Origin of the sequence: Kribbella sancticallisti, from assembly GCF_039530625.1 — a bacterium.
Classification (GTDB): domain Bacteria; phylum Actinomycetota; class Actinomycetes; order Propionibacteriales; family Kribbellaceae; genus Kribbella; species Kribbella sancticallisti.
On sequence record NZ_BAAAOS010000019.1, the window covers coordinates 168,816 to 182,021 of the forward strand.

A 13,206-nucleotide genomic window follows, 5' to 3' on the forward strand; every position below is an offset into this window, starting at 1 on the left:
GTTTAATGGAGGATCGATGGATCTACAGCATCTCCGGGCCGTGTTGTTCGACATGGACGGCACGCTGGTCACGTCGGACGAGTCGGTCGAGCGTGCTTGGACGACCTGGGCCGGCGAGTACGGCGTGGACGCCGCCGAGGTGCTCTCGCAGGCCCACGGCGCGCCCGCGGAATCGACCGTCGACCGGATGATGCCCGGACTGGAGGAGTCGGCTCGCCTGGCGGCCGCAGCTCGCCAGTTGGAGCTCCAGTACGACGACCTGGACGGCGTACTGGCTGCGCCGGGAGCTGCTGAGGTGCTCGCCACGATCTCGCGCCGCGGGCTTCCGTGGGCGGTCGTCACGAGCGCCGACCAGCGGCTGGCGAAGGTGCGGCTGGGTGCCGCGGCGATCGACCCGCCGCTGCTGGTGACGATCGAGGACATCAGCCGCGGCAAGCCCGACCCCGAGGGCTACCTTCGCGCTGCCGAGTTGCTCGCTGTCGACCCGCAGTACTGCCTGGTGGTGGAGGATGCCGAGGTCGGGCTCGAGGCGGGTCGGGCCGCCGGTGCGTTGACTGCCGCTTTGAAGGGCTTGGATGGGGACATCCGTCTGCGGGACCTCCATGAGTTGTCGGCGCTGCTGGACTTTGCGCCTCGGCCGCCGGGATGAGTGAAGCCGATGGCGCGGTCGACGTACTGACGCAGCCGCGGCGCGGGGTATCGGCCGACTTGCTGGGCGCCTTGTCGTTGGCGGGTTTGGGCTTCGCGATCGCGGGGCTGGGTGCCTGTGTCGCGTTGCTGGCCAGGGATCTGGGCGAGTCGACGGATCAGCTTGCCGTGCTGCCGTCGGCGTTCGCGGTGGGGCTGCTGATCGTCGCCGGGATCGGTCCGCTGCTCCTGCGCACCGACGCGAAAACCCCCGTACTCCGCGCCGGCGCGATCGTCTGCGCGGCTGGTGCGGTGCTCCTCGCCGTCGCGCAGAACCTCGTTGTCGCGCTGGCGGGTGGTCTGTTCGTCGGTCTGGGTGGTGCGTTGATGATCCTGGTCGTCCCGCTCCTGCTGTCCGGTCCGCGAGCCGCTCTCCGGATCGCCCGGGTCAACGCTGTCTCCAGCACCGTCGGGATTTTCGCCCCACTGATCATCGGCACTCTCGACTCGCTCGGCCCGACCGGCCGCCTGGCCATGCTCCTCGCCGCGGTTCCCCTCGTCCTCCTCATCCCGCTCCTCCGCTCTTCGCGGGAGCTGCAAGCGCAGGAAGCGCAGAGACCGCTGGACGCGGCGAGGATGGGTGGATCGGCTGATGCGGCGCCGGCTTCGGCAGTGTCGAGCGCTGGCCGGCGCCCCGCCTCAAGGCGCGAGCCACATCATCCTCAGCCTCGTGGCGGGGTGTGGGTGGGTGTCTTCGGTGGGTGGTCGCGGGTGGTGCTCGCCATGGCGGTGGAGTTTTGTTTCGTGATCTGGGCAGTGGCGCGGATGGTGGCCACTGGACTGCCGACAGGGACCGCCGCGTTGCTGGCGAGTGCCTTCCCGATCGGCATGGCTGTCGGGCGGATGATCGGGCCGGTGCGGGTGCGCGGAGTCTCGCCGTTGATGCCTGGTGCGGTGCTGGCCGGGCTGGGGACGGTGTGCGTGACATTGTTCGACGGGCCGGCTGTGGTCACCGTCGGGCTGGCACTCGCAGGGCTGGGCGTGGCGACGTTCTATCCGATCGTGCTCGCCGACCTGATCTCCATCCCCGGCGTCAGCCCAGCGCATCTCGCATCGCTCAGCGCCTGTGCGTCAGGAGTGGCGATCTTGCTCGCACCGGCCGCTCTGGCCGCGCTGGCCGGCGTGGTGGAGTTGCGGACCGCCTTCCTGATTCCCCTTCCGCTTCTCCTCGTCCTGTTGCTCGTCCGTCGCCCCGGCTCAGATTCAGATCAGGCTGAGACAGCCAGGCCGTAGCGCTCGAGCAGAGCACGGAGAGCGTCGGTCCCGTCGACCAGGTCGTAGATCTCGGCGTGCAGGCCGACGCTCCGGGCACTGTCGACATTGGCCGCGTTGTCGTCGATGAACAGCACCGACGAGGCCGGCCGGTCGATCGCGGTGAGGATGGCCCGGAAGTACGCCGGATCGGGTTTGGCCAGGCCGAGGTCGCAGGAGTAGAAGGTCTGGTCGAACCAGTCGCCGTAGTGCCGCTCGTCGTGCATGATCGCGCGCCGGTAGGCCTGCTGGTTGGTCGCCAGGTGACACCCGACGCCGCGAGCCCGCAACTCCTGGATCCACTCGACCACGGTCGGCACCGCCTCGAACCGGCGCCACAGGTCGAGCACCGATGCGGCCTGCGCCGAAGATCCCCACCGCGCCAGGACCTCGACCACGGCCTCCTCGAAGTCGCCCTTGCCGACCAGCGAGGGCCGCTCCGACTTCATCAGGTCGAGCACGAACTCGTCCGCCGACCCGGCGGGGACGAAGCTGGACAAGGCGGCGCGCCAGTCCACGGTCGGCCGCTGGATCACTCCATCGGCATCGAACAGGACGGCCTCGATCGTCAGCGGCATGCCCGCCATCCTGTCAGCCGTCCACTGTTCGAGACTGGCCGGGGCAGCCGCGGCTTAACCCCTTGACCGGTTCAGTTGGTATGCGCTTCCCTTGACGGGCCTGAACATTTCCCGACAAGTTCTCGCGCAAACGAACATCGAAAGTGCCCCTCCCAGTGGCGACGCGAAGGTGTAGGTGAGGCGGTTCATGGCAAGACCTCCGAGCAGGCCTGGCGGGACGCGCAGCGCCAGGTCGACCGCGAACTCACCCGGGTGGGGGCGATCCGAGATGGCCGTCAGCGCGACGATTCGCAGGACGACCGCGGTGACCACCAAGGAGCCGGGCCCAGCTTCACCTTCATCAACGTCTGGAACGACCACCTGTGGCCGTTGATCGTGATGACGGATCCGAACAAGCTCACCCTGCAGGTCGCCCTGCAGCAGCTGAACGGTGGCTACGGCACCGACTACAGCATGGTGATGGCGGGAGCACTGATGAGCGTGATCCCCTTGATCGGTGTCTTCATCATCGGTGGCCGCCACTTCATCGCCGACATCGCCGCCGGCGCGATGAAGTTCTGACCCTGCCCACACACTTCCGAGGGGAACCTCTGTGCCCAACACCAAGCTCCGCTGGGGAATCCTGGGGACCGGCAACATCGCCTCCCGGTTCGCCGGCCAGCTCCCGTCGTCGACCACCGGCGAACTGGCCGCGGTCGGCAGTCGCAGTACGGACTCGGCGGGAGAGTTCGCCGACCGTTACAGCATCCCGAACCGGCACGGGTCGTACCAGGAACTCCTGGACGACGACACGGTCGACGCGGTCTACATCGCCACCCCCCACCCGCTGCATCCCGAGTGGGCGATCAAGACCGCCGAGGCCGGCAAGCACGTGCTGTGCGAGAAGCCGCTCGCGATCAACCGGGCCTGGGCCGCGGCGATGATCGAGGCCGCGGTACGCAACGACGTCTTCCTGATGGAGGCGTACATGTACCGCTGCCTGCCGCAGACCAAGCTGATCGCCCAGTTGATCCAGGACGGCGCGATCGGCACGGTGCACCAGATCCAGGCGTCCTTCGCCTTCCAGGCCGCCTTCCGCGCCGAGAGCCGGATCTTCGCCGACGAACTGGCCGGCGGCGGCATCCTCGACGTCGGCGGCTACCCGGTCTCGATGGCGCGGCTGATCGCCGGCGCGGCCATCGGAGCGCCGTACGCCGATCCGGCGGCGGTGACCGCGGTCGGTCAGGTGGGGGAGACCGGTGCGGACGAGTGGTCCGTGGCGACGCTCTTCTTCGACTCCGGGATGACCGCGCAGGTCAGCACGGGAGTCCGGCTCGGCGACGAGAACCGGGTCCGCGTCCTCGGCAGCGAGGGCTACCTGGTCGTCGAGGACCCGTGGTTCGGCGGCGACGGCAAGCCGACCCACGTCACCGTGCACAAGGTGGGGGAGGAGCCGCGGGACATCTCCGCGGAACCTGCCTTCATCTACGCGGCCGAGGCGGACGCCGTCGCGGCGGCGATCGAGCAGCGGCAGGCTCCGGAGATGTCGTGGGCCGACACCATGGGCAACCTGGCGGTCCAGGACGAGTGGCGCAAGCTGATCGGCCAGCAGTACGCGAGCGAGCGCGAGGACGCCGTCATTCCGACGGCGACCGGGCGACCGCTGATCCGCCGCGACGACGCCCCGATGACGTACGGGGAGGTGGCCGGACTCGACAAGCAGGTGTCGCGGCTCGTGATGGGCGTGGACAACCAGGAGACGCTGACCCACGCCGCCACGATGTTCGACGACTTCGTCGAGCGCGGCGGGACGACGTTCGACACGGCGTACATCTACGGCGGCGGCCGCGGCGAGAAGTTGCTCGGCCAGTGGATCAGGTCCCGCGGCAACCGGGACGAGGTGGTTGTCATCGGCAAGGGTGCGCACACGCCGCACTGCGACCCGGAGTCGATCACCCGGCAGTTGGGGGAGTCGCTGCGGCGGTTGCAGACCGACCACGTCGACCTCTACCTGATGCACCGGGACAACGAGGAGATCCCGGTCGGGGAGTTCGTCGACGTCCTGGACGAGCACTTCCGGGCCGGCCGGATCAAGGCGTACGGCGGGTCCAACTGGTCCACCGCGCGTTTCGACGAGGCGAACGCCTACGCCGCGGCGAACGGGAAGCAGCCGTTCACGTTGCTGAGCAACCACCTCAGCCTGGCGCGCGCGTACGACGTACCGTGGGCCGGCTGCCGCCATGTCAGCGACGACGAGTCGCAGGCGTGGCTGCGGGACCGGCAGGTCGCGCTGTTCCCGTGGTCGAGCCAGGCACGCGGGTTCTTCACCGGGCGGGCGCAGCCGGAGGACCGGTCGGACGACGAGTTGGTGCGCTGCTTCTACTCCGACGGCAACTTCGAGCGGTTGGGCCGGGCCCGGGAGTTGGCGAGCAAGTATGGTGTGGAGCCGACGGCGATCGCGCTCGCGTGGTTGCTGCACCAGTCGTACCCGGTCTTCCCCCTGATCGGGCCGCGGCAGATCAGCGAGACCCGGACCTCTTTGCCGGGGCTCGCGGTGTCGTTGTCGGCCGAGGATGTGGCGTGGCTAACAGCGGCTGATCTCGGCTGAACCCCAGGCTGGGACCGAATTGGTAGACGCTCAGACCGCTGTGTAACATGGTCTGTCGGTGTCTCGACCCTATACACGGAGAATCATGTCTAAGAAGTGCGATATTTGTGACAAGAAGCCGATGTTCGGCAACAGCGTCGCCCGGCTCGGCAAGGGCGCGATGATCCGCCGGGTCAAGGCTCGTACGCCGCGGCGGTTCAACCCCAACATTCAGCCGATCCGCGCGATCATCAAGGGCACGCCCACGAAGCTGAAGGTCTGCACGTCCTGCATCAAGGCGGGCAAGGTTCAGCGCGTCGTCGGCTAGAACTTCCGGCCTCCCGTAGGCCGACCTCCGTGTAGGGCCACTCAGGCGCCCGGGTTATCCCGGGCGCCTACTGGTGTTCCCAGGTCGAGCGCTGCCGTAGTGCTAGGGGCGTCCCGCAGTTCCGCGAAGACGGGCGACGTAGCGGGCGTAGTGACGCCGGCCGTGCAGCCGCCACATCACCCTGATCGGGAGTGGCAGGTCGCCGGTGAACCACTCCGCCTCCTCGGGGGTCGCGACATCCTCGAGCGTGCCGGTGGCGATCAGTTTCTCGGGATTGGTGAACTTCTCGAACGTCTCCTGACCGAGCCGCCGCCACTCGTCGGCAGTGATGTGTGCGCGGATCAGGGGGACGACGTTGGCCTCCTCGTCGTCGAGGTGCTCGAGGAGGGCGTCGGTGAACTCGTCCAGCGCCGTCGCCAACCCCTCGCCGCCCGCCGGTGTCTCTCGCCAGGCAGCCAGGGCAGTGCGTACCCTCGCCGACCGCTCGGCCAGTACCTCGTGCTGCTTCTCCATCCGGCCGATCAGTTCAGCCTGCGGCGCGGCGCGCTCGAGGAGCCGGGGCCAGATGTGCTCGTCCTCCCCGCTGTGATGGTGGTGAAGGCCGTTCAGGAGGAAGTCGAGATGCGCGGCGATCACGTCGGCACGCGCGGTGTCGCCCGGCGGGGTTCGCCGTACCAGGTCGGCGACCATCGGGAAGCCGCGGCGGAAGATACGGTGGATCACCGCCATCTCCTCGGTGCGGGGCGGAGACGAGTCCGGCGGCGCGGTCCTCGGACCTCCGGTGCTGCTGCTCTTCATGGCGCGCCTCCTGTCGATTGGCGCTCGGAGTTGCTCAGGTGACCCTGATAATCAGGTATACTTGATGAAATGGTGACAGCGCAAGAGCCGCCCGACCAAGCGGCCAACACGATCGCGATGCTCGGGCGTGCGTACAGCCTGCTCGGGTTCCAGATCGTCGACGGGGTAGTCGGCGCGGGCTACCCGCAGAAGCCTTCCCACTCCGCGGTGTTCGCCCAGATCAGTCCTCAGGGGAGCCGCCTCAGCGTGCTGGCCCGCGGCGCGAACATGTCACCGCAGGCGATGGGGGAGCTCGTCGACGAGTTGGAAGAACTGGGGTACGTCGAGCGGCAACCGGATCCGAGTGACCGGCGGGCGAAGCTGATCATGCTGACGCCCCGCGGCCACGAGTGCATCGCCGCAGGCATCGCGACCATCGAGGGGATCGAGGAGCGGATCGACCGGATCCTCGGTGCCGACGGGCATGCCGAGCTTCGACGACTGCTGACCGAACTCCTCACCGCCGGGCAGCCGTGAGCTGAACTCCGGCGGGGGCAACCGATTCGGCGCGGCGGGGTAGGCGGGTAGGCGTGTCGGCTCCGGGCTCGCGGTCGTGGTCGGCGCGACCGCCGCCGCTGTCAGCCGCGACCGCCGCCGCGGTCAGCCGTGGGCGGTTGCTGCGGTCAGCGGGCCTTGGCGATGACCGTCAGTTCTTTGCGGTTGTGGTGGAGTTGACGGGCGTGGAGTACGTCGTACTCCTTGCGCAGGACGTCCATCCCACGGCGGGCCGAGTCCAGGGGATTGCGGCCGCCGCCCTTCAGAGTGACGATCGCGAGGGCGCCACGGCGCAGGTGTGGAACCGCGTCGAGCATCACCCGGGCGCTGAGGACCTGGTCCATCCGCATGTCGTTCACGACCACGTCGAAGCGGATCTGGTTGCGCCGGAAGAACTCGCCGGCCGTCGTACCGACGTGGTGGACCCGGCGATCCGCGGTCACTCGCCGGTCCAGCTCGCCGGGATCCACCGACCAGACCTCCTGGCCGTACTGCCGCAGGATCCGCGTCCAACCGCCTGGGCTGGCGCCGAGGTCGAGCGCCTTGCCACCCTCGGGCAGCCGCAGGCCGAACGTCTGGATCGCCTCTTCGAGCTTGAACTCCGACCGCGAGACCCGGTCGTCGGAGCGCGCCAGCCGCATCCGCCCACCCGGCCAGTCGGACAGACTGTGCTCGAGCCGGTTCACGCCCAGGACGACGGCCTTCCTCGACACGAAGCAGGAGACCACGAGATCCTGGCCGGCCCGGGCGAGCTCGATCCCGCGGGCGCCGAGCGCTTCTTCCAGCAAGTGGTAGTACGAGCCGCCGGTGCCGGCTCCGTCCGTCCAGGTCTGCACCGCGAGGACCTTCGGATGCCGCGGCAGCTCGGCCAGTACCAACTTGGCCAACTCATGCGCGGGCGGCACCTCGTCGACCGGGAAGCTCGCGATCTCGACGGTCAGATGCCGGACGAACATGATCCGCCCGCGATCGCAGGCGTCGGCCAACTCCTCGATGGACGGCCCGTTCTCGACGATCCGCCCGAGATCCCCGCTGACCCGCTCGAGCCGGACCTTCGGCCCGAACTCCTCCCGGATCTCCCGGAGCGCCGCGTCGTAGCTGTCGGTCGCCACAGAGAAGAGCAAAGGAAGCACGACCCATAGTAAGTGCCGGGCGACCTGGCGAGAGGATGTGTGGGTGAGCAGGCAGATGGGTCCGCTGTACGCGGCCGGATTCACGACCGCGTTCGGGGCGCACTCGGTGGCGGCCAATCTCGGTGGGTTCTCCGAGGACGCGGTGCGTTCGCTGCTGACCCTCGGCCTCCTACTAGCCCTCTACGACGGTGCCGAGGTGATTCTCAAGCCGGTGTTCGGCGCCCTCGCGGATCGGGTCGGAGCCCGGCCGGTGCTGCTGTTCGGACTGGTCGGATTCGCCGTGGCGTCCGGGCTCTACGCGGTAGCGGACAGCTCAGGGTGGTTGTGGGCGGCTCGACTCGGACAAGGCGCGGCTGCGTCTGCGTTCTCACCTGCCGCCTCAGCGCTGGTAGCAAGGCTCAACCCGGCCGCGAGACACGGTCGCGCTTTCGGGAGCTACGGGTTCTACAAGAGCATCGGCTACACGCTGGGGCCGCTACTAGGCGGCGCACTGGTGTGGGCGGGTGGGCTGAGGCTGTTGTTCGTGGTGATGACTGTGATGGGGCTGGTGGTGGCCGGCTGGGCGCTGTTCGCAGTACCGGCTGTGCCGCCGTTGCCGCGGGCTCGGCAGACGCTGTTGGATCTGGGGCGACGGCTTGCGGACCCTGTCTTCCTGCGGCCGACGGCGGCGTTGGCAAGCGCTACTGCGGCTCTGTCAGTGGGGGTGGGCTTCCTGCCGGTGACGGGCGCTGCGGCGGGCCTGGGGCCTATAGCTACCGGTGCAGCTGTGTCCGTGCTGGCCGCGACTGCTGCTTTGGTCCAGCCCCGGGCGGGCCGGGCACTGGACGCTGGTCGGCTCACGACGAAGACCGGACTCTCCGTCGGCCTGGCACTGGCCGCGATGGGTCTGGCTTGCGCAGCGCTGTCAGGTCTGGTGGGAGTGCTGGCAGCGGCGGTGCTGATCGGGGTCGGGACAGGGCTGATCACTCCGCTCGGTTTCGCGGCCCTGGCCGCGTCCACCCCGCAGGCGCGGCTTGGTCAGACCATGGGAGCCGCCGAGGTGGGGCGGGAGCTCGGGGACGCCGGTGGGCCGCTGCTGGTCGCGGGTGTCGCCACCCTGGCGAGCCTTGGATACGGCTACGTCGCCCTCGGTGTGGTCCTCGCGCTCGGCGCGGTGATCGGCCTGGTCTCTGCCTCACTCGACTCGGATCGGGTGGGGAGCGGTTAGCCTTCCGGGCGTGGACGTGCGTGGAGAGGTGCTGACGACAGCCGTACTACGGAGCTGGGCCCGTACTGCGCTGTCGGAGCTCGGCCGGGCTCGGGTGGAGATCGACGAGCTCAACGTGTACCCGGTCCCCGACGGTGATACCGGCACCAACCTCTACCTGACCTGGGAGGCGGCGTGTGACGCGCTGCCCGAGGGGGAGCTGACCTTCGCCGAGGCGGTTCAGGCGTTCGGCCGAGGTGCCCTGCTCGGCGCCCGCGGCAACTCCGGCGTCATCACCTCCCAACTAGTCCGAGCCTGCGGCCTGCGCCTGGCCGAGAACCTTCCTGAGGGGGCGGGCCGGGGCGGCCATGCGGCCGGAGACGCTGCATCCGCTGCGGCCGGAAGACGAAGAACAGCGGATGTTGCAGGTGTCGCAGGGGCCCCTGCTGTAGGTGACGCACGGCGTACCCTGCAGCCCGGGGCGGATGCTGGGCGGCCCATCCTGGCTGATCCTCGGATGAGTGAGGCGGCGGCGTTCGCCGATGCGTTGGTGTTCGCGGCCGATGCGGCCTATGGGGCTGTGGCGCAGCCGGTTGAGGGGACGATGCTGACCGTCGCCCGGGAAGCCGCCAACGCGGCGATGGAGGCGGCCAACGCAGGGAAGAGCCTGCCTGAGGTCTGTCTGGCGGCCGTAGGTGCAGCGCGAGTGGCCCTGACCAAGACGACCCAGCAGTTGGAGCAGCTCCGCCGAGCGGGAGTCGTCGACGCGGGAGGCGCGGGCCTGGTGGTGATCCTCGGAGCGATGGAGTCGGTGCTGTCCGGGCGAGGTCCGGCCGCGACCACCGGCGTGCCCCCGCGGATGCCGGTCGTGCCGCGCCCGGGGCTCGACGTGGCGGACCGGGGCAACGACCTGGACCCGGACGGACCGGCGTACGAGGTGATGTATCTGCTGGACGCGCCGGACGAGAAGATCGGCGAGTTCCGGCAGCAGCTCGCGGGGCTCGGCGACTCGGTGGTGGTGGTCGGCGGGGACGAGTTGTGGAACGTCCACGTGCACACCGACGACGTGGGCGCCGCGGTCGAGCTGGGAATCGGGATCGGCCGCCCGCACCGGATCCGGGTGACGCACTTCGCCGACCTGGCGCACCACGAGCCGGTGGTGAGCCGGGCCGTGATCGCGGTCGCGGCCGGCGACGGACTGGCCCAGCTGTTCACTGAAGCCGGTGCCGTGGTGGTCAGAGGCGGACCCGGCAGGCGGTGCTCGACCGGCGAGCTCCTGAAGGCGATCGAGCGATCGGGTGCACCCGAGATCGTGCTGCTGCCGAACGACAAGGATTCGATCGCCGTGGCCGAGGCGGCCGCCACCGCGGCCCGGCAGAGCGGCGTACGGGTGGCGGTGATTCCGACCAGGGCCCAGGTCCAAGGTCTCGCGGCGATCGCGGTGCACGACCCGGACCGCAGCTTCGACGACGCCGTGGTGCAGCTGTCCGCGGCGGCCGGGCAGACCCGGCACGGTGCCGTGACGATCGCGGTGAAGGACGCCTGGACGATGGCCGGCACCTGCCGGATCGGCGACGCGCTCGGCGTGGTGGATGGTGATTTCGTCCTCATCACCGACGACCTGGAGACCGCCGCGACCGGCGTCGTGGACCGCCTGCTGGGCGGTGGCGGCGAGCTGATGACGGTGGTGACGGGCCGGGACGCGGACCCCGGTCTGGTCGACGCGCTGGTGCGGCACGTGCGGCGGAACCGCCGGGATGTCGACGTCGTGGTGTACGACGGAGGACAAGGCAGGTACCCGTTGCTGATCGGGGTGGAATGAAGACAGACATGGACCGCAAGCTTCGCGACTTCGTCGGCGCGAAGACGGCCAAGACCTTCTCCGACGTGCTCGGCATCGAGACCGTCGGCGAGCTGCTGCGGCACTATCCGCGGCGCTACCTGAAGAAGGGCGAGCTGACTCCCTTCGACGAGTTGGAGGTCGGCGACCAGGCGACGGTCAGCGGGCGGGTCAAGAAGGTCACTGTGCGCTCGCTGGACTCCAAGCAGGAGATCCGGCCGGACGAGGTGAACAAGTACCGCCGGCACAAGACGATCACCAAGGTGGTCGTCACCGACGGCCGCAACGACCTCGAGCTCGCCTTCTTCAACCAACCCTGGCTGGCGAACAAGCTGACCGCCGGGACGGCGGCGCTGTTCTGGGGCGAGGTGACGATGTTCCGCGACATCATGCAGCTCAAGGGCCCCGGCACCGAGATCCTGGACGAGGAGGACCTGAGCGAGGAGGAGATCGAGCGCCGGGCCAAGCCGTTCCGGCCGCTCTACCCGGCCAGCGCGAAGCTGCCGACCGCGACGATCGAGCGCAGCATCAAGATCGTCCTGGACAACCTCGACGAGCTGGACGACCCGATCCCCGAGCTGATCCGGAAGAAGGAGAAGCTGATCGGGCTGCGCGAGGCCTTGCAGAAGGTGCATCTGCCGGAGACCGAGAAGGACTGGGAGGTCGCGCAGAAGCGGTTCCGGTTCGAGGAAGCTCTGGTGATGCAGACGATTCTGGCCCAGCGCCGGGCCGTCACGGACGCGCTCAAGGCCGTACCGCGACCGCGGGCCGAAGGTGGTCTGCTGGACGACTTCGACGCCAGGCTGCCGTTCAAGCTGACCGAGGGGCAGGCCGAAGTCGGCGAGGAGATCTTCGCGGACCTGGCCCGGCCGCATCCGATGCACCGCCTACTGCAGGGCGAGGTCGGCTCGGGCAAGACCGTGGTCGCGCTGAGGGCGATGCTGTCGGTGGTCGACGCGGGCGGCCAGGCGGTTCTGCTCGCCCCGACCGAGGTGCTCGCCACGCAGCACCACAAGACCCTGACGAAAATGCTCGGCGAGCTCGCGGAGCAGGGCATGCTCGGCGGCGCCGAACGCGCCACCCGGGTGGGCCTGCTGACGGGATCCCTGAACGCGGCGTCCCGGCGTACGGCGATGTTGGACGCGGCGAGTGGCTCGGCGGGCATCGTGGTCGGCACTCACGCGTTGCTCGAGGACAAGGTGCAGTTCGCCGATCTCAGCCTGGTGGTCGTTGACGAGCAGCACCGGTTCGGCGTCGAGCAGCGGGCCGCGCTCAGCCAGAAGTCGGGAGACGCGACCCCGCACGTGCTGGTGATGACGGCGACACCGATCCCGCGGACCGTCGCGATGACCGTCTTCGGCGATCTCGCCGTGTCCACGCTGACCGAACTGCCGGCCGGACGCTCGCCGATCAAGAGTTCGGTGGTCCCGGCCAAGGAACGCCCCGCCTGGCTGGAGCGGGCCTGGGAGCGGGTCCGCGAGGAGGTGCAGAAGGGCCACCAGGCGTACGTCGTGTGCCCGCGGATCGGTGACGAGGTGAAGAACGCCGCCGACGAGGAGGGCGAATTCGCCGCGGGTGCCGAGGACGAGGCCGGGGCCAAGGGCAAGCCGCGCCCGGCGATCTCGGTGATCCAGGTCGCGGAGGTGCTCGAGCAGGTGCTGGGCGACCTGCGGGTGGAGATCCTGCACGGGCGGCTGCCGGCCGACGAGAAGGACTCGGTGATGTCCCGGTTCGCGGCCGGCGAGATCGACGTACTGATCGCGACCACGGTGATCGAGGTCGGCGTGGACGTGCCGAACGCCTCGACGATGGTGGTGATGGACGCCGACCGGTTCGGCATCTCCCAGTTGCACCAGTTGCGGGGCCGGGTCGGCCGGGGCAAGGTGCCCGGCCTCTGCCTGCTCGTCACCGACAGTTGGCCGGCCTCCGCCTCCCGCGGCAGGCTGGATGCCGTGGCGTCCACCACGGACGGCTTCGAGCTGTCCCGGATCGACCTGGAGAACCGCCGCGAGGGCGACGTCCTGGGCGTCGCGCAGTCGGGCCGCCGGACCAGCCTGAAGCTGCTCAGCGTGCTCCGCGACGAGGAGATCATCCTGACCGCCCGGCACGTGGCGAACTCGCTGATCTCGGTGGACCCGGAACTGACGGACTACCCCGTACTCCGCTCCTTCGTCCGCAGCGCGCTGGAGTCCGAGGCGACCGACTACCTGGAGAAGACATGACTGTGTTCGATGCCGCGCCTCCGGCGCGGGGGTCACGGGGCTGTAGCTCCCGTTCTTCCCTCGTCGCTGCGCTCCTCAGTCCA

At 69.3% G+C, this 13,206-nt stretch carries 11 protein-coding genes and 1 pseudogene; 9 read left to right on the top strand and 3 right to left on the bottom strand.

Translation table 11 applies throughout. The features are described 5' to 3' along the window. Positions 1-16 precede the first annotated feature (16 nt). Together ABD255_RS15130 and ABD255_RS15135 are read left to right on the top strand one after the other, a co-directional pair. On the top strand, positions 17-649 hold the full coding sequence (locus ABD255_RS15130; RefSeq protein WP_344214167.1) for an HAD-IA family hydrolase: 633 nt from the start codon (positions 17-19) through the stop codon (positions 647-649). Continuing rightward, positions 646-1,920 carry an MFS transporter gene (locus ABD255_RS15135; RefSeq protein ID WP_344214169.1) on the top strand — a complete coding sequence of 425 codons (1,275 nt, stop codon included), beginning with the start codon at positions 646-648 and terminating at the stop codon, positions 1,918-1,920. Before ABD255_RS15130 ends, ABD255_RS15135 begins: the two co-directional genes overlap by 4 nt. Here ABD255_RS15135 and ABD255_RS15140 read toward each other — a convergent pair. Further along, the gene (locus tag ABD255_RS15140; RefSeq protein WP_344214171.1) at positions 1,896-2,516 is read right to left on the bottom strand and encodes an HAD family hydrolase; all 621 of its coding nucleotides are present in this window, start codon (positions 2,514-2,516) and stop codon (positions 1,896-1,898) included. The genes ABD255_RS15135 and ABD255_RS15140 overlap by 25 nt on opposite strands. Positions 2,517-2,846: 330 nt before the next feature. On the opposite strand from ABD255_RS15140, the pseudogene ABD255_RS15145 reads away from it, so the two are divergent. The 3 genes and pseudogenes from ABD255_RS15145 to rpmB form a co-directional block, all read left to right on the top strand. Beyond that, positions 2,847-3,077 (top strand): annotated as a pseudogene (locus tag ABD255_RS15145) (carbohydrate ABC transporter permease); the annotation flags it as partial. Between the two features lie 31 nt (positions 3,078-3,108). Next, entirely contained in the window at positions 3,109-5,103 is a 1,995-nt protein-coding gene (locus tag ABD255_RS15150) for an aldo/keto reductase (RefSeq protein WP_344214173.1), read from the top strand. Between the two features lie 85 nt (positions 5,104-5,188). After that, complete coding sequence (gene rpmB, locus ABD255_RS15155; RefSeq protein ID WP_344214175.1) at positions 5,189-5,410, top strand: 50S ribosomal protein L28; 222 nt, start codon at positions 5,189-5,191, stop codon at positions 5,408-5,410. Positions 5,411-5,512: 102 nt separating this feature from the next. Here the strand turns inward: rpmB and ABD255_RS15160 are convergent, their stop codons facing one another. Then, positions 5,513-6,208, bottom strand: a complete 696-nt coding sequence (locus ABD255_RS15160; RefSeq protein ID WP_344214177.1) for a hemerythrin domain-containing protein — start codon at positions 6,206-6,208, stop codon at positions 5,513-5,515. A gap of 69 nt (positions 6,209-6,277) precedes the next feature. Between ABD255_RS15160 and ABD255_RS15165 the strand changes: the two genes are divergently transcribed. Then, the gene (locus tag ABD255_RS15165) at positions 6,278-6,724 is read left to right on the top strand and encodes a MarR family winged helix-turn-helix transcriptional regulator (RefSeq protein ID WP_344214179.1); all 447 of its coding nucleotides are present in this window, start codon (positions 6,278-6,280) and stop codon (positions 6,722-6,724) included. Between the two features lie 146 nt (positions 6,725-6,870). Here ABD255_RS15165 and ABD255_RS15170 read toward each other — a convergent pair whose 3' ends face one another. After that, entirely contained in the window at positions 6,871-7,854 is a 984-nt protein-coding gene (locus tag ABD255_RS15170) for an SAM-dependent methyltransferase (RefSeq protein WP_344214181.1), read from the bottom strand. A gap of 64 nt (positions 7,855-7,918) precedes the next feature. On the opposite strand from ABD255_RS15170, the gene ABD255_RS15175 reads away from it, so the two are divergent. The 3 genes from ABD255_RS15175 to recG are packed head-to-tail and all read left to right on the top strand — an operon-like array spanning position 7,919 to position 13,123. Then, a complete protein-coding gene (locus ABD255_RS15175; protein WP_344214183.1) occupies positions 7,919-9,082 on the top strand; it encodes an MFS transporter in 1,164 nt (387 codons plus the stop codon). A gap of 10 nt (positions 9,083-9,092) precedes the next feature. Beyond that, positions 9,093-10,883, top strand: coding sequence for a DAK2 domain-containing protein (locus ABD255_RS15180; RefSeq protein ID WP_344214186.1), 1,791 nt, complete (start codon positions 9,093-9,095; stop codon positions 10,881-10,883). Then, on the top strand, positions 10,880-13,123 hold the full coding sequence (gene recG / locus ABD255_RS15185) for an ATP-dependent DNA helicase RecG (RefSeq protein ID WP_425554420.1): 2,244 nt from the start codon (positions 10,880-10,882) through the stop codon (positions 13,121-13,123). The genes ABD255_RS15180 and recG overlap by 4 nt, the downstream gene beginning before the upstream one ends. Positions 13,124-13,206: the final 83 nt, after the last annotated feature.

What these genes read in the sequence shown, in the direction of transcription:
- ABD255_RS15130 (WP_344214167.1), top strand. Translation starts at nt 17, where the DNA reads ATGGATCTACAGCATCTCCGGGCCGTGTTGTTCGACATGGACGGCACG.
- ABD255_RS15135 (WP_344214169.1), top strand. Translation starts at nt 646, where the DNA reads ATGAGTGAAGCCGATGGCGCGGTCGACGTACTGACGCAGCCGCGGCGC.
- ABD255_RS15140 (WP_344214171.1), bottom strand. Translation starts at nt 2,516, where the DNA reads ATGCCGCTGACGATCGAGGCCGTCCTGTTCGATGCCGATGGAGTGATC.
- rpmB (WP_344214175.1), top strand. Translation starts at nt 5,189, where the DNA reads ATGTCTAAGAAGTGCGATATTTGTGACAAGAAGCCGATGTTCGGCAAC.
- ABD255_RS15160 (WP_344214177.1), bottom strand. Translation starts at nt 6,208, where the DNA reads ATGAAGAGCAGCAGCACCGGAGGTCCGAGGACCGCGCCGCCGGACTCG.
- ABD255_RS15165 (WP_344214179.1), top strand. Translation starts at nt 6,278, where the DNA reads ATGGTGACAGCGCAAGAGCCGCCCGACCAAGCGGCCAACACGATCGCG.
- recG (WP_425554420.1), top strand. Translation starts at nt 10,880, where the DNA reads ATGAAGACAGACATGGACCGCAAGCTTCGCGACTTCGTCGGCGCGAAG.